The organism is Desulfuromonas acetoxidans DSM 684 (assembly GCF_000167355.1).
Taxonomy (GTDB): domain Bacteria; phylum Desulfobacterota; class Desulfuromonadia; order Desulfuromonadales; family Desulfuromonadaceae; genus Desulfuromonas; species Desulfuromonas acetoxidans.
Window position 1 is genome coordinate 33,765 of record NZ_AAEW02000010.1, and the last position, 19,295, is coordinate 53,059.

Annotated in this window: 14 protein-coding genes; 11 read left to right on the forward strand and 3 right to left on the reverse strand. The window is 53.8% G+C overall.

Annotated elements, in window-relative coordinates; translation table 11 throughout:
- Positions 1–4 precede the first annotated feature (4 nt).
- On the reverse strand, positions 5–1,006 hold the full coding sequence (gene gap / locus DACE_RS09640; protein WP_006000745.1) for a type I glyceraldehyde-3-phosphate dehydrogenase: 1,002 nt from the start codon (positions 1,004–1,006) through the stop codon (positions 5–7).
- Between the two features lie 464 nt (positions 1,007–1,470).
- Between gap and DACE_RS09645 the strand changes: the two genes are divergently transcribed.
- From DACE_RS09645 to DACE_RS09670, 6 genes are all read left to right on the forward strand, one after another.
- Complete coding sequence (locus tag DACE_RS09645) at positions 1,471–2,247, forward strand: MBL fold metallo-hydrolase (protein WP_006000747.1); 777 nt, start codon at positions 1,471–1,473, stop codon at positions 2,245–2,247.
- Positions 2,248–2,425: 178 nt separating this feature from the next.
- Positions 2,426–5,407 carry a phosphoribosylformylglycinamidine synthase subunit PurS gene (locus tag DACE_RS09650; RefSeq protein WP_006000749.1) on the forward strand — a complete coding sequence of 994 codons (2,982 nt, stop codon included), beginning with the start codon at positions 2,426–2,428 and terminating at the stop codon, positions 5,405–5,407.
- Position 5,408: 1 nt separating this feature from the next.
- Positions 5,409–6,233, forward strand: coding sequence for a phosphoribosylformylglycinamidine synthase subunit PurQ (locus tag DACE_RS09655; RefSeq protein WP_006000750.1), 825 nt, complete (start codon positions 5,409–5,411; stop codon positions 6,231–6,233).
- Positions 6,234–6,250: 17 nt separating this feature from the next.
- Positions 6,251–7,663 carry an amidophosphoribosyltransferase gene (gene purF / locus DACE_RS09660; RefSeq protein ID WP_006000752.1) on the forward strand — a complete coding sequence of 471 codons (1,413 nt, stop codon included), beginning with the start codon at positions 6,251–6,253 and terminating at the stop codon, positions 7,661–7,663.
- Between the two features lie 20 nt (positions 7,664–7,683).
- A complete protein-coding gene (gene pyrE, locus DACE_RS09665) occupies positions 7,684–8,241 on the forward strand; it encodes an orotate phosphoribosyltransferase (RefSeq protein ID WP_006000754.1) in 558 nt (185 codons plus the stop codon).
- Positions 8,242–8,494: 253 nt separating this feature from the next.
- A complete protein-coding gene (locus DACE_RS09670) occupies positions 8,495–9,124 on the forward strand; it encodes a GIN domain-containing protein (protein ID WP_162013601.1) in 630 nt (209 codons plus the stop codon).
- Positions 9,125–10,558: 1,434 nt separating this feature from the next.
- Here the strand turns inward: DACE_RS09670 and DACE_RS09675 are convergent.
- Positions 10,559–12,109, reverse strand: coding sequence for a hypothetical protein (locus tag DACE_RS09675; RefSeq protein WP_006000757.1), 1,551 nt, complete (start codon positions 12,107–12,109; stop codon positions 10,559–10,561).
- 315 nt (positions 12,110–12,424) lie between these two features.
- On the opposite strand from DACE_RS09675, the gene secA reads away from it, so the two are divergent.
- The 5 genes from secA (at position 12,425) to DACE_RS09700 (ending at position 18,702) form a co-directional block, all read left to right on the forward strand.
- Complete coding sequence (secA, locus tag DACE_RS09680; protein ID WP_006000760.1) at positions 12,425–15,109, forward strand: preprotein translocase subunit SecA; 2,685 nt, start codon at positions 12,425–12,427, stop codon at positions 15,107–15,109.
- 27 nt (positions 15,110–15,136) lie between these two features.
- Positions 15,137–16,327 carry a bifunctional glutamate N-acetyltransferase/amino-acid acetyltransferase ArgJ gene (gene argJ / locus DACE_RS09685; RefSeq protein ID WP_006000762.1) on the forward strand — a complete coding sequence of 397 codons (1,191 nt, stop codon included), beginning with the start codon at positions 15,137–15,139 and terminating at the stop codon, positions 16,325–16,327.
- Between the two features lie 77 nt (positions 16,328–16,404).
- On the forward strand, positions 16,405–17,076 hold the full coding sequence (gene deoC, locus DACE_RS09690) for a deoxyribose-phosphate aldolase (RefSeq protein WP_006000764.1): 672 nt from the start codon (positions 16,405–16,407) through the stop codon (positions 17,074–17,076).
- An 11-nt stretch (positions 17,077–17,087) separates the two neighbouring features.
- Positions 17,088–18,257, forward strand: a complete 1,170-nt coding sequence (locus DACE_RS09695) for a phosphopentomutase (protein ID WP_006000766.1) — start codon at positions 17,088–17,090, stop codon at positions 18,255–18,257.
- Between the two features lie 67 nt (positions 18,258–18,324).
- On the forward strand, positions 18,325–18,702 hold the full coding sequence (locus tag DACE_RS09700; protein WP_155809085.1) for a DUF2914 domain-containing protein: 378 nt from the start codon (positions 18,325–18,327) through the stop codon (positions 18,700–18,702).
- A 68-nt stretch (positions 18,703–18,770) separates the two neighbouring features.
- On the opposite strand, the gene DACE_RS09705 is transcribed toward DACE_RS09700, so the two are convergent.
- On the reverse strand, positions 18,771–19,190 hold the full coding sequence (locus DACE_RS09705) for a Ros/MucR family transcriptional regulator (protein WP_006000770.1): 420 nt from the start codon (positions 19,188–19,190) through the stop codon (positions 18,771–18,773).
- Positions 19,191–19,295: the final 105 nt, after the last annotated feature.

Here is a 19,295-nt window from a genome sequence, read left to right on the forward strand (position 1 = left end):
TTATTTAACTGCGGGCGACATAACTGATCAGGTCAACCACGCGTGCTGAATAGCCCCATTCGTTGTCATACCACAACAGAACTTTGACAAGGGTTTCGTCCATGACTGTGGTGGACAGGGAATCGAAGATGGCGGATGCCGGATGACCGTTAAAGTCAATGGAGACCAGCGGCTCATCACAGTATTCGAGGACGCCTTTGAGCGGGCCGTCGGCGGCTTGGGCCATCAGGGCGTTGATCGCTTCAACACTGGTGGGTTTTTCCGTTTCAATGACCAGGTCGATGAGGGAGACATTGGGGGTCGGTACCCGTACCGACAGGCCGGTCAGCTTGCCTTTAAGGCCCGGCAGGACCTGACCCACGGCTTTGGTGGCGCCGGTGGTGGTCGGGATCATTGACAGGGAGGCGGCGCGGGCACGACGTAAATCCTCATGAGGTAAATCGAGGATACGCTGATCATTGGTATAGGAGTGGATGGTGGTCATGCTGCCACGCTCAATACCGACTGAATCCAACAGCAGTTTGGCCACCGGGGCCAGGCAGTTGGTGGTGCAGGAGGCATTGGAGATGATGTCGTGCTGTGCCGGGTCGTACTGGTCAAAGTTAACGCCGCGAACAACCGTGACATCGGAATTTTTGCCCGGAGCACTGATCAGGACTTTCTTGGCACCGGCGGTGAGGTGCTTGGCGGCATCTTCCCGCTTGCGAAAACGTCCGGTGGACTCGACAACGATTTCTACGTCCATCTCCTGCCAGGGCAGATTTTCGGGATCGCGTTCGCAGGTGATTTTAATGGCCTGACCGTTGACGTAGAGTGTGTCACCCTCAGCCTTGACTTCGCCGGCGAAGGTGCCGTGAACCGAATCATATTTGAGCAGATGGGCCAAGGTGGGCGCATCTGTCAGATCGTTAATGGCGACGATGTTGAAATCCGGGTGTCCCTGAGCGATGCGCAGTACATTACGGCCGATGCGACCGAAGCCGTTGATGGCGACTTTTGTTGCCATGGTCAGCCCTCCTTCAGATAAGATTAAATAAAAAAGACAGGATGGAACGTTTGTCCGCCAACGACGCAAATCATATAAAGGGGTTGGGGGTTCGTCAAGCGTTAAGCCTGAGAAAACAGGGAATTTCTTGTCATAAAATGAAATGCTCGTTCTGACGGGAATGGATTGCCGTGATCCCATCACGACGTAGCATAAGAAAACAGTGGCTTCTTTCTCCAGAGCCGGTGTAAAAAGCCCCGGCAGATACCTTGCCCTTTTATGGTAGCTGTGCTATTTAGAGCCTGACTGAACAATCCGCGAAAATGGTAGCGGTGGCGGCTGAAATAGCGACGTTTTTTCCTTGCTGCTGACGCTGATTTCCGGTATACCCGAGAACGTTTTTGACGGGCCGTTCTAATTGTACGGTCTGACTTAACGAGAAAACCCGAATGGTCGGTGGACCGGTTTCGGTTGGAGAGTCTGACGTGCGAATCTGTCAACTGGCCAGTGGCAGCAAGGGAAACTCACTGTATATAGAAAGTGAAAAGACCCGCATCTTGATTGATGCTGGTCTTTCTGCGTTACAGATCAGCTGTCGCCTCGAACAGATCGGTGTGGATGCTGACAGCCTTGATGCGGTGTTTGTGACTCACGAGCATTCGGATCATTGCCGCGGTCTGGGTCCGTTGTCGCGCCGCCATAAACTGCCGATTTTTTTCCATCCCGACACCCATGCGGCCATTGTCAAGCTGGGCAAGGTGGAGGAGCGTTTTTTTGATATTGGCGAGACGGTGGTGTTTCAGGATGTTTTGATCCAACCGTTTCCCATCACTCACGATGCAGCAGCGCCGGTTGGCTTTGTCGTTGATACCTGTGACGGGAAAATCGGTGTGGCCACCGACATGGGCATCGCCACCCGTCTGGTGCAACAGAGCTTGCAGCAGTGCCGGGTTCTGGTGCTGGAGACCAACCATGATGAGGAGATGCTGCGTGATGGGCCTTATCCCTGGCCGTTGAAACAGCGCATTCGCAGTCACCATGGCCATCTTTCCAACGCTGATGGTGCCCAATTGTTACAGCAGGTGTTGTGGGATGGGTTGGATGCCGTGTTTCTGGCTCATTTAAGCGAGACCAATAACACGCCGCAACTGGCGCAACAGTCTGTTTCTCGGGTGCTTAGCGCACAGAATCACTGTCAACCGCAGATGATTACCGGCGCTCCCCATGTGGTGAGTTGTTGTTTTGACTCGACAATGGTGTGAAAGTGAATAAAACGTGCTTTGTTCTGAAATCAGGCAAGGCACGTTGTTGTGTCAGGTTTTGTTGCCGTATTTTGATTTAAAAAGAGCTTTTTACAAAAAGTTCACTAGAGAAGATAAACACGTTTCCCGAGTCGGTTGACTGGGGAAGTCACTTCCTTTTTTCTGCCAAGGAGACTCTATGGCCAGCAGAATTGTCGTCGCCCTGAAAGATGGCGTTCGCGATGCCCGCGGTGAGCGGGTGCGTCGTGAGATTCACGAACACCTCGGAATTCAACTGGATCAGGTTCGTACCATCGATGTTTATACCGTCGATGCCGCACTCAGTGACGAAGAACTGACCGCCGCGGCCGAGGGGCCGTTCAGCGATCCGGTGATTCAAAATGTCGCCATCAATCAACCTTTGGCCAAAGATTTTGACCTGCTGGTGGAAGTTGGTTTTCGTCCCGGTGTGACCGATAACGTCGGTCGTACCGCACGTGAGGCCATCCAGTACCAGACCGGTCGTCGCTTTAACGATGACGAAGCGGTTTATACCTCGGTGCAATATCTGCTCAGTGGTCCCATTGATAAAGAGGTCGCTGAAAAAATTGCTTGCGGTTTTCTTGCCAATGGCTTGATTCAGCGCTGGACCATTGTCAGTCGCGACGAATTCGACCAGACCAATGGCCTCACGGTTCAGCCGCCTAAAGTGGTCAGCACGGCCACGCCGCAGATCCGCCCCATTGATCTCAATGTCAGTGATGATGAGTTGATGCAGATCAGCCGCGATGGCATGCTCGCCCTCAACCTCGAGGAGATGAAGACCATTCAGGCGTTTATCGCCGATGCCGAGGTCCAGAAACAGCGTGCTGCCGCCGGCGTACCCGCCCAGCTTACCGATGCCGAACTTGAAGCTTTGGCCCAGACCTGGAGCGAGCACTGCAAGCACAAGATCTTCTCCGCTGAAATCAGCTACGACGATGGCGAAGGTAACACCGAGACCATCAATTCCCTGTTTAAAACCTATATCATGGGTGCCACCCGCGATATTCGCGCTGCCAAAGGCGACAAAGACTTCTGTCTGTCCGTGTTCAAGGACAACGCCGGAGTCATTGAGTTCACCGATGAGTGGAGCATGGTCTACAAGGTGGAAACCCACAACTCACCGAGTGCTCTGGATCCTTACGGCGGTGCATTGACCGGCATCGTCGGTGTTAACCGCGACCCGTTCGGTACCGGCCGCGGCGCGCGTTTGATTTTCAATACTGACGTGTTCTGTTTTGCCTCGCCGTTTTACGACCAGCCGCTACCGCCGCGTCTGCTCCATCCTCGCCGCATTTTTGAAGGCGTGGTTGAAGGCGTGGAACACGGTGGCAACAAAAGCGGTATTCCGACGGTTAATGGTTCACTGGTGTTTGATGACCGCTTTGCCGGCAAGCCGCTGGTCTACTGCGGTAGCGCCGCCTTGATGCCGACCGAACTCCACGGGCGTCCCGGTCATGAGAAAAAAGCCGAAGTGGGTGATCACATCCTGATGGTCGGCGGTCGCGTCGGCAAGGACGGTATCCACGGAGCAACCTTCTCTTCCGAAGAGCTCAACGAGGATTCGCCGGTCACTGCGGTTCAAATTGGTGACCCCATCACTCAGCGGCGCATGTTTGACTTTTTGATCATCGCCCGCGACAAAGGACTCTATACCGCGATTACCGACAATGGTGCGGGTGGCTTGTCCTCTTCGGTGGGTGAGATGGCTGAAGATACCGGTGGTTTTGAGATGCACCTGGATCGCTGTCCTCTGAAATATGCCGGTCTGCAGCCGTGGGAGATTCTCATCTCCGAAGCCCAGGAGCGCATGACCTTGGCGGTTCCGCCCGAGAAGGTGGACGAATTTATTACCCTGGCCAAAGAGATGGACGTCGAGGCGACGGATCTCGGTCTGTTTACCGATTCCGGTTATTACCACTGTCTCTATCAGGGCGAAACAGCGACCTATCTGCCGATGTCCTTCCTCCACGAAGGCGCCCCGCAGATGAAGATTCCTGCCAAGTGGGAGGTGAAGCAGCACGCCGAACCGACCGCTGCGGATCTGCCGGCTGCGGACGAAGCGCTGGAAACGCTGCTCAGCAGCCTCAATGTCTGCTCCAAAGAGTGTGTGGTGCGGCGCTACGATCACGAAGTTCAGGGCGCGACGGTGCAAAAGCCGCTGACCGGTGTCGACAACGACGGCCCGGCCGATGGTTCGGTGGTGCGGCCACTGTTTGATTCCTTTGCCGGCATCTCCACCGCTCACGGCATCTGCCCACGCTACAGTGACATCGACACCTATCACATGATGGCCTGTGCCATTGATGAGGCACTGCGTAACTATGTGTCCGTCGGCGGCAACATCGATCACGTGGCCGGTCTCGATAACTTCTGCTGGTGTGATCCGGTCAAGAGCGAGCGCACACCGGATGGTGAATACAAGGCCGCCCAACTGGTGCGTGCCAACAAAGCCCTCTACGAGTACTGCCTGGCCTTCGGCGTGCCGCTGATCTCCGGCAAGGACTCGATGAAAAACGATTACCAGATCGGCGACACCAAGATCTCCATCCCGCCGACGGTGCTGTTCTCGGTGATCGGCAAGGTGGATGATGTGCGCCAGACCGTAAGCATGGATGTCAAGCGCCCCGGCGATAAGGTCTACCTGCTCGGCATGACTAAAGCCGAACTCGGTGCCTCGGAGCTCTACACCCAGCTCGGATTTGTCGGCAACAGCGTGCCGACCGTCGATGCGAAAACGGCTTTGCTGCGTTATCGCACCCTGAATCGTGCACAGCAGGCTGGCCTGATTGCCTCCTGTCATGACTTGTCTGACGGCGGTCTTGGCGTGGCGGCTGCCGAAGCGGCGTTTGCCGGTGGCTTTGGTGTTGATATTGATTTGAGTCAGGTCCGTTGTGACGGCACGCTCAGTGATGTGGAGATCCTCTATTCTGAATCGCAGAGTCGCCTGCTGGTGACCGTAGCGCCGGACAAGGCTGAAGAGTTTGAGAAACTGTTCGCCGGTCAGGAGGTCAGTGTGCTCGGTGAGGTGACTGAGCAACCCCGCCTGAAAGTGACTGGCCTTGATGGTTCGGTGATTATTGATCGTGACAACGCTGTCTTAAAAGAGGCCTGGCAAGCGCCTCTGAGGGAGATGTAATATGGCACAACAGGTACGGGCAATTGTCATTTCCGGAAACGGAACCAACTGTGAGCGCGAAGTCGCTAACGCCTGCCGTCTGGCTGGTGCAGATGTCGCTGATATTGTTCACATCTCCCGTCTGCTGGCTGGAGAGGTCGATCTCAACGACTACCATTTCCTCAACTTTGCCGGTGGCTTTCTCGATGGTGATGACCTCGGCAGCGCTAAAGCCGGTGCCAATCGTCTCAACAGTGCCGTGATCGCCGGTAGCGACCAGACTCTAGCCGATTCGATTCGCGCTTTTGTCGCCGCGGGCAAGCTGGTGATGGGCGTGTGTAACGGTTTTCAGCTGATGGTTAAAATGGGATTGTTGCCGTCTCTGGATGGCGATCACTCTCAGACCACCACCCTGACGTTTAACGACGGTGGCCGTTTTGAGGATCGCTGGACCTATCTTAAGGTTGATCCCGACTCCCCCTGTGTGTTTACCAAGGGTCTGAAAGGCATTTATCTGCCGGTGCGTCACGGTGAGGGCAAGTTTGTCACCGAATCTCCGGGCATTCTTGACGAACTTGAGTCGCGTCATCTGACGGTGCTTAAATATTGCGATGCCGATTATCAGGCACCAACCATGGATTATCCGCTCAATCCCAATGGTTCCAGCGCTGCTATTGCCGGGATCTGTGATCCCAGCGGACGTCTGTTTGGCTTGATGCCGCACCCGGAAGCCTATGTTCATCGTACCCACCATCCGCGTTGGACCCGTGAGGAGTTGCCGGAAGAGGGGATGGGCCTGTGGCTGTACCAGAATGCGGTCACTTTTATTCGTGAAAATCTGCTCTGATCTGGAGAAACAACCCGATGTTTGACAAGTTTGAAGATGAATGTGGCGTGTTCGGTATCTATGGACATCCCGAAGCGGCGAACCTGACCTATCTCGGTCTTTATGCCCTGCAGCACCGTGGTCAGGAAAGTTGCGGGATTGTTGCTTCCGATGGCGTGTCCCTGCGTGCCTATCGCAAAAACGGTCTGGTTGCCGATGCCTTTAGAAATAATGAGGTGTTTGACAAATTGCCGGGCCAGAACGCCATTGGTCATGTGCGTTATTCCACGGCGGGCGGCAACGATCCGAAAAATATTCAGCCGATCATGGTTGATTACGTGCGTGGCAGTATTGCCGTGGCTCACAACGGTAACCTGGTGAATGCTCAGGAACTTCGCAACGAACTGGAGCAACTTGGTTCAATCTTTTCCACCGTTGCTGACACCGAAGTCATCATGCATCTGTTGGCACGGGCACAAAGCGACAGTCTGGCTGACCGGGTGGTCGATGCCCTGAAACGGGTGCGTGGCGCTTACAGCTTGGTGTTTCTCACCGAAACCCGTATGGTGGCCGTGCGCGATCCCAACGGCTTCCGGCCGCTGATTCTCGGCAAACTCGATGGTGCCTATGTGGTCGCTTCAGAAACCTGTGCCCTGGATCTGATCGAAGCTGAGTTTGTCCGTGAGCTTGATCCCGGCGAGATGATTGTTGTCGATAAGGATGGTTTGCACTCCTATCATCCGCTGGAGGAAGCCAAACCGTCACCTTGTATTTTTGAATATGTTTACTTTGCCCGTCCCGACAGCACCATTTTTGGACGTGAAGTCTACGGTGTGCGTAAGGAGTATGGTCGTCAACTGGCCCGCGAGTATCCGGTGGATGCCGATGTGGTGGTGGCGATTCCCGATTCCGGGGTGCCTGCGGCCATCGGTTATGCTGAAGAGTCGGGGATCCCTTTTGAATTGGGACTGATCCGCAACCATTATGTGGGTCGTACTTTTATCGAGCCGCAACAGTCGATCCGCCACTTTGGCGTCAAGATTAAACTGAACCCGGTGCGCGAAGTGATTGAGGGCAAGCGGGTGGTGGTGATTGACGACTCCATCGTCCGTGGTACCACGGCGCGTAAAATCATCAAGATGATCCGCAATGCCGGGGCCAAGGAAGTACATGTGCGCATCTCCAGTCCGCCGACCAGCTATCCCTGTTACTACGGGATTGATACGCCGACCCGTACCGAGCTGATCGCCTCTACGCACACCATCGAGGAGATCAACCGTTATGTCACCTCTGACAGCCTCGGATATCTGTCGGAAGAGGGCTTGCACAAGGCGACCGGCAGCTGTGAAGGTGGCAGTTGCGAGGGGCAGTTCTGTACCGCCTGTTTCAGTGGCAACTATCCGGTGAAATTTCCCCGTCTCAAGGCGGACAAACAATTAGGTCTGTTTTAGTCGCATCCAGGAGAGAAGCAATGACGGAAAATGAACGCAGTGAACTGATGGAGATTATTCGCGAGCTGTCTTATGAGCAACGCGAAGTGACCCTGGCATCCGGTCGCAAAAGCAACTTTTATTTTGACGGTAAACAGACCACTCTGCATCCGCGTGGTTCAGTGCTGGTCGGTAAAGCCTTTTACAAGGCATTGGAAAATTTTGATGCCACAGTGGACGGCGTTGGCGGCCTGACCATGGGCGCGGACCCTATTGCCACAGCTGCGTCACTGATCAGCTCTCTGGAAGGCACGCCGATTCCGGCCTTTATCATCCGAAAAGAGCCCAAAGGACACGGCACCGGCCAATGGCTGGAGGGGCGTAAGAATGTTCCTCCCGGATCTAAGGTGGTGATTGTTGAGGATGTTGTAACCACCGGTGGTTCCTCTATGAAGGCCATTGAACGCGCCCAGGCCGAAGGCCTCGAAGTCCTTGGCGTGGTGACACTGGTCGATCGTGAAGAGGGTGGTCGTGAGTTTTTTGAAGAAAACAAGGTGCCTTTTTTCGCGATTTTCACCAAGTCCCAAGTGGCCGGTTAGAACCCGCTCTTTGGCACATTGATCTATTAAGAGGTCCCGAACATGGGGCCTCTTGGTGTTTTAGCGCCATTTCTCCACTGGCATCCTCGGGTCGACAATGGTACATATAGAGACCAATTGACTCACGTTTCAGACATGGACAAATTTTACTGACTCATATGGCTTGTCGAGCCGCACCCTGTTGCGGTGATGAGCGTTAAAAATAAAAAGGTTCGTTATGCTACGACATCGTCTTATCTCTTTTGTGATGTTTTTGGCTATTTTGATAAGTGTTCCGCCACTGAGTTGGGCCAATTCCTGTTTGCAGGGCACTGGCCTTCTGGGGCAACAGCAACGCACTCTGGCCGCATTTGATCATATTGTGCTCCAAGGCAGTTTTACGCTCAAGGTGCGTGTGACAGGGCAAAACCTTTGTACGGTGAGTGGTGATGAAAATCTGCTGGATGAGGTGGTGACGCAGGTGGAGGATGGTGAGCTGTTGATTGCGCCTAAAACTGCTTTGCAGCTTAAACAACCCATGGTGATTAATCTGGAGGTTGCCGATCTGGCCGGAGTGACGGCTGAGGGCGCTCACCGTGTTGAGATTGATGACTTGCTTTGTCCGGCGTTTGTTCTGACTTTGGATGGGGCGTGCAGTGCTCGGTTGACTGGGTTTGCGTCGTTGCTGGAAGCGGAATTGTCCGGGGCGTCTACGCTGGAAGCGGAACATCTGGAATGCTGCGATGCCTCGGTTGTGGCGAATGGTACTACCGTGGCTAAACTTCAGGTGAAGAAGAGTCTTGGGGTTCATGCCAGCGGGATTGCCGAGGTGCTTTATCGTGGTGAGCCGGAACTGGCTGTGGTTGATTTGACCGGGCGGGCTCGGGTTGCTCCTTTGGACTAATTCTTTTTATTTATCTGCTTAAGTCAATCAGTACAAAACAAGATCAAGGTCGCCGGGTTTCGTTCCGGCAGCCGACAAAACGGGTGGGCAGTGCTCACCCTGTCTGGGTTTGTTATTTAGCACCAAAGCTCTCCCGTTCAGCAGCGCCGAATGTAAGGAGTGTCGCTGTGATGGTCGTCGGCAAACTGTTTGAGCGCTAGCGAGTTTTTGCCGACATCACGGCGTAAGCGACTGGAGTGAGGGAACCCGTAGGGCGCAATGACGGGAGTCGATTTTGCCTCCCTTTTGTCGACGCAAAAGGGAGCCGACGGGCGGGCGCGGAAGCCCGCGTCACGTGGGTACCGTCATCGCGAACGGATGATGTTCGCCAGCGCGATTTGTTCCGAATTGCGAACCACTTAAAAACAAGATCAACGTCAAGGTCGCCGGGTTTCGTCCCGGCAGCCGACATACTTTTGACTAGCCGCTCAAAAGTATGCAAAAGCCAGCTTGAACTTCTCCTGAACCTGGACTTACCGACACTGAGTCTGTTTCCGTGATGCTTTACAGATTCGGCTCGCCGCCCTTTAGGTCGGCGAATTGTGCTACTCATCATCTTTGGCGTAAAACGTTGATAACGGTTTGACGCAGCTCCCTATTTCTTCCGTGGCAACGATTAAACGGGTGGGCAGTGCCCACCCTGCCTGGGTTTGTTATTTAGCAACCAAGTTCTCCCGTTCAGCAGCACCGAACGCAAAGAGCGTCGCTGTGATGGTTGTCGGCAAACTGTTTGAGGACAGATACAGACTGGGTGAGTTTTGCCGACATCGCGATGTAAGAGAATGGAGAGAGGGAACCCGTAGGGTGCAATGGTCGGGAGTCGATTTTGCGCCACTTTTGTCGACGCAAAATGTGGCCCGAGGTGTGGGCGCGGAAGCCCACGTCACGTGCGTACCAGAATTGCGAACGGATGAAGTTTGCCAGCGCGATTCGTTCCGAATGACGAACCACTGAAGATCAAAGTCAAGAGCAAGGTCGCCGGGTTTCGTCCCGGCAGCCGACATACTTTTGACTGGCCGCTCAAAAGTATGCAAAAACCAGCTTGAATACCTCCTGAACCTGGATCAACCGACACTGTGTTTGTTTCCGTCATGCTTCACTGATTCGGCTTGCCGCCCTTGAGGTCGGCAAATCATGCAACTCATCATCTATGGCGTAAAACGTTGATAACGATTTGACGCCGCTCTGTATTTCTTCCGTGGCACCGTTCAAACGGGTGGGCACTGCCCACCCTTGCGGCCGCTTGTTCTTTAGTTTCAAGCTCTCCCATTCAGCCGTGCTGAACGCAATGAGCGTCAGTCCACATTACATGGTGTCGATATCGTCATGATTCATTGAGACTTACCGCCCCTGAGACAAGGCTTTCATCGTATTGACCCGTCTTGTCAGGCCACTTCATTGCTTGCGGATAAACTCATCGTCCTGCGGTGGCTCCTGAAGATAATGGAACAGGTTGTCAAACAACAGTGGATCGTCAAAATGTTCACGGCCAATCAGGGTGATGGGCTGATGCCCTCGTTGGCGCATGCTGCCCACTTCCGGGATACCCATGGAAAATAAGAGTCCTGCTTCGATACGCTTGGTGCCGGGAACGATGCCCCGTTCATCGAACAGACTGGTAAAGGTCCCATCGCCGACAGGGAGCAGCTCCAGTTCTTCATAGGGGCGCAACTGATAGTGATGCTCCGTTGCGTTTTCTTTTGTGGCCATACGCGCATTGAGCAGCAGGTGGCGTGGGCTGAAAGTGAACAGCAGGCGTTGTCGTTGCGCCTGGTGGGGGAGTGTTTGCAGGATCTGATCACGTTTGTCAGTGTCTTTGAGATTTTCCAGGTCAAAATAGTCGGCATCGGGAACCATACCGTAATAACAGCCGCAATTGTTGATCAGATCAACCATCACCGGTCGGCCGTTGCGGTCAAGGGTGTAGCGCAGGGTGATGCCGTCGAGATGGCCGCGCTCAATCCATGAGGATTCACCATTGTAGCGTCCCGGATACCAGAACACATAGTTGATCTGCAGGGCGGGTACCCTCTGCAACATGATTTCACTGAAGTAGTAATAAACCACCGGGGTGTCGGTTTCGACGGTAAAACGCACTGTGTCGTCATCCTGCGCGACCGCTGTAATAGCACCGATCAGGTCACTCTCTTTGTCGCGAATCTGGCGCAGCTCGGGAGCGAAACTCGCCGCCAGACGCTGGCGGTCACCATCATTGAGTTGATGCAGACCGGCGGCATTGTCGCGCGATGATGTGACAATGGCTTTGATCGCTTTTGCGGCCAGGGGTTGTTTGGTTTGTGGGGTATACCACAACGTGTGCTCCGGGACGAGATTGGCCTCGCTGAAGGATTCAACCTGCTGATGGATCTCCTGGTGGGCGTTGTTGGCCAGATAACCGACCGGCAGGATAAACAGGGGGTATAAACCAAGAGTGCGCTGCCAGAAACGGTAATCATCCTTGATCTCCATGGCCTGTTGCAGGCGTGAGTAGACGATTTCGTCGGCAAAGTCATCACGCATCAGTTGTGCCGAGCAACGGGACAGGGTGGCCTTGAGTGCAACCGGGTTGGGACTCGCCGCCCGGAGGCTTAATTCCTGTTGGGCCTGTTCTGCCAAGCGCAGCAACTCCCGGTAACGGGCGTCCAGGTCACGCTGGCGCATCTGTTGGGCGAGAAAACGCTGGCTGTTTACAGTGTCGGCCTGTCTCATCCGGTGGGCGAGAAAGCGGTCACTGCGCAGATAGCTGAATCCGTCGATGGATTGGCTGGCGACATCACGAACACCGGCGGTCGAAACCTGCTGATCAAATTCCTGCCAGAGCTCGGTGCAGGTCGTATGCTCTGTTGTTGGCGATAGCGGGATCTGAGAGGCGCACCCGGACATCAGCAGGACGGCGATCCACGATAGAAGGTGCTGGAGGCGACGGGTAATAGGGGCTGGCAGCATAAAAAACTCCTGAGACGCATTGACATGCATTATGAGGCTTTTGCCAAAGTTTTTTACTTTTAAACCTAACAGCCCGATGGCATTCGGGCAATCTGTTCAATGAGATGTTAGCTCGCCGTAAAATCCTTGAAACAACATTGGGATACCTCTTGTCGCTGTGATGCGACTGTGGTAAATTTTCTAGTCTTTTAGCAGACAACTGAAATGGTCCCGGACGGGGCTTTTTCACGATCCTGTTTGATGGCCTTGTGCCGTACCTCGTCCCTGAAGCCCGTGTGGCCTGTCAGGTGATTCAAAACTTACCGGAGACTTTGAATGATCCGTTCCCTCTCTAAGAAGATTTTTGGCAGTCAGAATGATCGTGAACTGAAGCGGTTGCGTAAAATCGTCGATCAGATCAATGCGCTTGAAGAGCAGATCGAGCCGTTGGATGATGCTGCACTCAAAGCGAAAACCGAAGAATTCAAACAGCGCCTGGCTCAGGGCGAGACGCTGGATGACCTGCTTCCTGAAGCGTTTGCCGTGGTACGCGAAGCGGCCAAGCGTGTGCTTGGTATGCGTCACTTCGATGTCCAGATGATCGGTGGCATGGTGCTGCACAGCGGCAAGATTGCTGAAATGAAAACCGGTGAGGGTAAAACCCTGGTGGCGACTTTACCCACCTATCTCAATGCCCTGACCGGCAAAGGGGTGCATGTCATCACCGTCAACGATTATCTGGCCAAGCGTGACTCCGACTGGATGGGCCAGGTGCACCGTTTTCTCGGTTTGACCGTTGGTTGTATTATTCACGGCATTACCGATGAAGAACGCAAAGAAGCTTACGCGTCCGATGTGACCTACGGCACCAACAATGAGTTCGGTTTCGACTATCTTCGCGACAACATGAAGTTTGAACTGAGCCAGTACGTGCAGCGCGATCTCAACTTTGCCATTGTCGATGAGGTGGACTCCATCCTGATTGACGAAGCGCGGACTCCGTTGATTATTTCCGGCCCCAGTGAGGCGTCGAGTGAACTTTACTATCGGGTGAACGCGATCATCCCACGCCTTAAAAAAGGTGAGGTGATCGAGCATCGCGACGGCAAGATTGGCCAGACCCTCAAGGAGTTTACCGGTGACTATACGGTGGACGAGAAAGCGAAGGCAGCCTCGTTGACCGAAGACGGTGTGGCCTCCGTCGAAAAAATGCTTGGCGTCGATAACCTTTACGACCCGCGTCATATCGAATTGCTCCACCACGTCAACCAGGCGCTGAAAGCCCATGCGTTGTTCAAAAATGAAGTGGATTACGTGGTCAAAGATGGCGAAGTCATGATCGTTGATGAATTTACCGGCCGTCTGATGCCGGGACGGCGTTGGAGTGACGGTCTGCACCAGGCGGTTGAAGCCAAAGAAGGGGTGAAGATCGAAAGCGAGAACCAGACGCTGGCAACCATTACCTTCCAGAACTACTTCCGGATGTACGACAAACTGGCTGGTATGACCGGTACGGCGGATACGGAAGCCGCAGAATTTAACGAAATTTACAAGCTCAGTGTTGTGGTGATCCCGACCAACCGGCCCAATCAGCGCACCGATTATGCCGATATGATCTACAAGACTGAGCAGGAGAAATTCAACGCCGTCATCGAAGATATTCGCGCGTGCCATAAAAGCGGTCAACCGGTGCTGGTGGGGACCATCTCCATTGAAAATTCCGAGCGTCTGGCCGCTCAGTTGAAGAAATCCGGGGTACCGCATCATGTCCTCAACGCCAAGCATCATGAAAAAGAGGCGGAGATCGTTGCCCAAGCAGGTCGTCTCGGCTCCGTGACCATTGCCACCAACATGGCCGGTCGTGGTACCGATATTGTGCTAGGCGGTAATCCCGACATGCTGGCCAAGGACGTGGTCAACGGTGACACGGAAGATGAGCGCTACGCCGAGTTACTGGAAAAATTCACCGTAGAGTGCGCTGAAGAGAAGCAGAAGGTTCTTGAGGCTGGAGGTTTGTATATTCTCGGTACCGAGCGTCATGAGTCGCGACGTATTGACAACCAGTTGCGTGGCCGTTCCGGTCGTCAGGGCGATCCCGGTGCCAGCCGCTTCTACCTGAGCCTTGAAGATGATTTGCTGCGTATTTTCGGCAGCCATCGGGTGGCGTTTATCATGGATAAACTCAAGATTCCCGAGAATGAGCCGATTGAGCACGGCATGATTTCACGGGCGATTGAAAACGCTCAGAAGAAGGTGGAAGGACACAACTTCGATATTCGTAAACACCTCATCGAATACGATGACGTTATGAACCGTCAGCGCGAGGTGATCTATGACCAGCGCCGTGAAGTGCTGGCCGGTGAGAATATCCGTGGCACCTACAACGCTATCATCGAAGAGATGGTGGAAGATATTGTCGCCACGTTTTGTCCTGAAAAGGTTTCGCCCGAGGACTGGAATGTTTCAAGTTTGGTCGACGACTTTATTTCCCAATTCAACTTTCCACCGGAGATGCCTGATCTGGAGAGCAAGCCGAACACCGAGGAGTTGACCGAATCGCTGAAAAAGCAGGTGTTCAAACGGTTGATCGACAAAGAAGAAGAGTTTACCCCGGCGGTGCTTGAACACCTGATGACAGTGTTGCTGTTGCAGGTGATCGACAGCCAGTGGAAGGACCACCTGTTATCCATCGATCACCTCAAAGAGGGGATTGGCCTGCGAGGTTACGGCCAGAAAAATCCCAAAGAGGAGTACAAGCGCGAGGCCTACAACCTGTTTATGGAGATGATGGGCCGCATTCGTCAGGAAGTGTTGCAGAAGCTGTTTATGATCCAACTGGTCCAACAGGATGATGTGGAGCGGATGGAAGAGGAACAGAAAAAGCGCAAAGTGGTCATGAATCGCAGTGACGAGGCCGACAAACCGGCTCAACCGGTGACACGCGATGAGGATAAAGTTGGCCGCAATGATCCCTGCCCGTGCGGCAGTGGCAAAAAATACAAAAAGTGCTGCGGGCGTTGAGAAAGACCCGCACTTGGGAGATGAACCATGACTGTTCCCGTGATACAAGGATTCACATTTTCCGCGGCAGAAGCCTCGATTAAAGGACCGGGGCGCAACGATTGTGCCCTGATCGTTTCAGAAACTCCAGCCCGGTGTGCCGGAGTGTTTACCCGCAACAAAGTGATTGCCGCTCCGCTGGTTGTCACCAAACCGCGGATTGCCGAAGGGCTGTGTCAAGCCGTGTTGATCAACAGCGGCAATGCCAATGCCTGCACCGGTGAAGCCGGTCTTGAGGTGGCGCGCACCAGTGGTGCTGAAGTGGCCAAGGCGTTGTCTGTCGATGAAAAACTCGTCGCCGTGTCTTCCACCGGGGTCATTGGTGTTCCCCTGCCGGTGGAGCGGTTGACCGCGGCCATTCCGGCGTTGTGCCAGGGCCTGGCTGATGACAAGGCAACCGCCGTCGCCGAAGCAATTATGACCACCGATAGTTTCAGTAAAACCTCCTGTCGCACTATCGAGGTGGGCGGCAAAACCTGTCAGGTGGTGGCGATCGCCAAAGGCGCGGGGATGATTCATCCCAACATGGCGACCATGCTTGGCTTTGTGATGACCGATGCCGATGTGGCCCCGGAACTGTTGTCATCAACCCTGACCAAGGCCGTTGACGATTCGTTCAACTCGATTACCGTTGATGGGGATACCTCCACCAACGATATGGTGTTGCTGCTGGCCAATGGCGCGGCCGGCAACGCAACCGTTCAGCCTGACAGCCGCGAGGCAGATCTGTTTGCCGAGGCGGTGGCTGCGGTTCTGCTTGATCTGGCTAAAATGATCGTCCAGGACGGGGAAGGTGCCACCAAACTGGTGCAGATTGAACTGTGTGGTGCTAACAGCGATGTTGAAGCTAAGATCGCCGCGCGCAGTGTGGCCACGTCCAGTCTTGTCAAGACAGCGTTTTTCGGTGAAGATGCCAACTGGGGGCGGATTATCGCCGCTGTTGGTTATTCGGGCGTTGATGTCGATCCGGATAAAATCGATATTTTCTTTGATGACGTTCAGGTGGTGGCGAACGGTTTGACCACTGGACCCGAGCAGGAAGCTCTGGCTACACAAGTGCTGAAAAAACCTGAGTTCCGTGTCACCGTGGATCTGCATCTCGGCGCCGGCCGGGCGCATTACTACACTTCGGATCTGACCTACGATTACGTCAAAATCAATGCCGATTACCGGACCTGATCTGACCGCGACAATCTCTTGATTGATCCGTTGCAGAAAGCCCGCTTTGGCGGGCTTTCTCTGTCAAGGAGCCCCTCATGTCTTTTGTCTCTCCTGCAAGCCTGATTGATCATACCCTGTTGGCACCGACTGCCTGTGCCGCTGACTTTGAACAACTGTGTGAAGAAGCCGTTGAGTTTTGTTGCGCCTCAGTGTGTGTGCCCGCATCTCGTTTGCCGCTGGTGACGGATTTACTGCATGGCTCAGAAGTGGCCGTGGGTACGGTGATCGGTTTTCCGCTTGGTTATGAAACCACCGCCAGTAAGGTGATGCAGGCGGCAGAAGCCTGTCACCTTGGTGCCGATGAGGTCGATATGGTGATTCACGGTGGCTGGGCTCAGGAGGGGGACTATGCCCGAATTGAACATGAGATTGCCGAGATCAACCGCGCCTGCGAAGGGCGTGCGCTTAAAGTGATCATCGAGTGTTGTTATCTGAATGACCAGCAAAAACGGCAATTGACCGAAGTGGTGATGGCGGCCGGTGCTGCGTATGTTAAAACGTCAACCGGGTTTGGTTCCGGTGGTGCGACCGTTGCCGATGTGACACTGCTGTCTGAAATGGCTCAAGGGAAGATCGGGGTCAAGGCTGCTGGCGGCATACGGGACTATGCCACGTTTCAGGCCATGGTCGATGCCGGTGCTACCCGCATCGGCTGCAGTGCCACCGCAACGATTCTTGACCAGTGGCTGCAAATAAAGCACAAGTAACAGGGGGACCATTGTTTAAACGGGTTGTTTTGATTGTTCTTGATGGGGTCGGCTGTGGCGCCTTGCCGGATGCAGAGCACTATGGTGACAACAATGCCAATACGTTGGCGCATGTTGCTGAACAGGATGGGGCTTTGGTTTTGCCGATACTGCAGCGGCTTGGATTGGGTAATATCGTTGCTATGCAAGGGGTTCCACCTGCTTCAACTCCTGAAGCCGCCTGGGGGCGGATGGCCGAACAGAGCGCCGGCAAGGACAGTACCACGGGGCATTGGGAGATTGCCGGAGCGATTTTAGAGCAACCGTTTGCCACATTTGCTGAGGCCTTCCCTGAACCGATTATTCAAGCATTTACAGAGCTGGCGGGTGTTGAACCGCTCGGCAATGTGATTGCCAGTGGAACCGAGATCCTGGTTGAACTGGGCGAGGAACACCTGCGCACCGGCCGACCGATTGTTTATACCAGCACCGATTCAGTGTTTCAGATCGCTGCCCATGAAGATCTGTGGCCGCCGGACAAACTGTATGAATTGTGTCGTGGCATGCGTCAGGTTCTCAATGAATGGCATGTGGGACGGGTGATTGCCCGCCCCTTTGTCGGTGACCAGGCTGATAATTTCAGGCGTAGCGAACGGCGACACGATTTCTCCATGCAGCCCCCGGCAATGATTCTGGATGGTTTGGCCGAGCAGCAGATTGATGTGTTTGCCATTGGCAAAATTCAGGATATCTTCTGCGGACGGGGCATCAGCAGGCATTATCCCACCAAGGACAATGCTGACGGCATGGAAAAAATTGCCGTTGCCTTGCGTGATCTAGAACACGGCCTGATTTTTGCCAATCTGATTGACTATGATATGCTCTACGGGCATCGCTGTGATGTGACCGGTTTTGCTCGGGCCTTGGAGCAATTTGATCAGTGGCTGGCCGGATTTCTGCCCCAACTTGGCAAGGACGATCTGTTACTGATTTCTGCCGATCACGGTTGTGACCCGACCACGCCCGGCACTGACCACAGTCGTGAATATGTTCCCTTGCTGGCTTGGCATCGTTCTCTTTCGAAAGGATGCCCACTTGGCGATCGTGAAACGTTTGGTGATATTGCCGCGACTCTCGGTGAGATCTTTGCCATTGAAACACATTGTGGCAACAGCTTTTTGCCACCATTGACTGCCAGCTGATTGTTGTCCGTCGGCAGAGTTGAATAGAAACCGAAAATGTGATTCCACAGGAGGGGTTATGGTAAATATGAAGACTGTTATTTTGGCTTTAACACTGATGCTGGTCAGTGTGACGGGCAGTCTCGCGCTGGATGTGGTCGACGCTTCGATTACCACGCGCATTGTCAATCGCGAGCCGCTTGATTCGTTGAACACTGTTCCTGCCGGAACGGATCAGTTGTACTGTTTTACCCGTGTTAATGGTGCCACTGACGATACCTGGATTACTCATGTCTGGTATTGTGAAGACCAGGAACTGGCCCGGGTCCGTTTGCCGGTGCGTTCGTCGAGTTGGCGCACTTGGTCGTCAAAGCGGATTTTGCCGCAGTGGAAAGGGGCATGGCGGGTTGAAGTGCTTGATGAACGCGGCGAACCGTTGCTGATTGTGCCGTTTTCAATTTTTTAAAAATACGAACAAAAAAGAGGGGCTGTTTGAACAGCCCCTCTTTTTTATTTTCATGTGATGCAAAGCGTTTACTTCTTCTTTGCGGCGCGGGCTTGTGCCAGTTTTTCGCCAAGGCCCCGCTCAATGGCCATTTTTTTACGTTGTTCCGAATACGCTTTGGCGGCAAGGGGTTGCGTGCGCGGAATATCAAATTGCTTGCGATATTCTGCCGGAGTGATGCCGTGCACCATGCGCAGATGGCGACCAAGGGTGGTCATGCCTTTTCCGCAGATCATGCAGTAGACTTTGTCCTTGCCGAAAGCTTTTTTCATTGAAACAGCCGGTTGCTGCTCCTGGTCTTGCTGTTCAGCGACCTGCTCACCGTTTTCCATTGCTTTAAGCGCAGTATGTATTTCGGCAAGCTCAGCGACCAAGTCTTCTTTGGACATTGTTGTGGTTGAAGCATGAGCAGAAACAATTTCTACAGCCATTTCCAGAAGCTTTGACATAATGTATTCTCCATATGTGGTGAATTGAATAGAATGTTTTATAATCTATTACGCTATAAATATATAAAATCAAGTGAAAAAAGACTATTCTGGCTATTGTTCAAC

What these genes read in the sequence shown, in the direction of transcription:
- gap (WP_006000745.1), bottom strand. Translation starts at nt 1,006, where the DNA reads ATGGCAACAAAAGTCGCCATCAACGGCTTCGGTCGCATCGGCCGTAAT.
- DACE_RS09650 (WP_006000749.1), top strand. Translation starts at nt 2,426, where the DNA reads ATGGCCAGCAGAATTGTCGTCGCCCTGAAAGATGGCGTTCGCGATGCC.
- DACE_RS09655 (WP_006000750.1), top strand. Translation starts at nt 5,409, where the DNA reads ATGGCACAACAGGTACGGGCAATTGTCATTTCCGGAAACGGAACCAAC.
- purF (WP_006000752.1), top strand. Translation starts at nt 6,251, where the DNA reads ATGTTTGACAAGTTTGAAGATGAATGTGGCGTGTTCGGTATCTATGGA.
- pyrE (WP_006000754.1), top strand. Translation starts at nt 7,684, where the DNA reads ATGACGGAAAATGAACGCAGTGAACTGATGGAGATTATTCGCGAGCTG.
- DACE_RS09675 (WP_006000757.1), bottom strand. Translation starts at nt 12,109, where the DNA reads ATGCTGCCAGCCCCTATTACCCGTCGCCTCCAGCACCTTCTATCGTGG.
- secA (WP_006000760.1), top strand. Translation starts at nt 12,425, where the DNA reads ATGATCCGTTCCCTCTCTAAGAAGATTTTTGGCAGTCAGAATGATCGT.
- argJ (WP_006000762.1), top strand. Translation starts at nt 15,137, where the DNA reads ATGACTGTTCCCGTGATACAAGGATTCACATTTTCCGCGGCAGAAGCC.
- deoC (WP_006000764.1), top strand. Translation starts at nt 16,405, where the DNA reads ATGTCTTTTGTCTCTCCTGCAAGCCTGATTGATCATACCCTGTTGGCA.
- DACE_RS09700 (WP_155809085.1), top strand. Translation starts at nt 18,325, where the DNA reads ATGAAGACTGTTATTTTGGCTTTAACACTGATGCTGGTCAGTGTGACG.
- DACE_RS09705 (WP_006000770.1), bottom strand. Translation starts at nt 19,190, where the DNA reads ATGTCAAAGCTTCTGGAAATGGCTGTAGAAATTGTTTCTGCTCATGCT.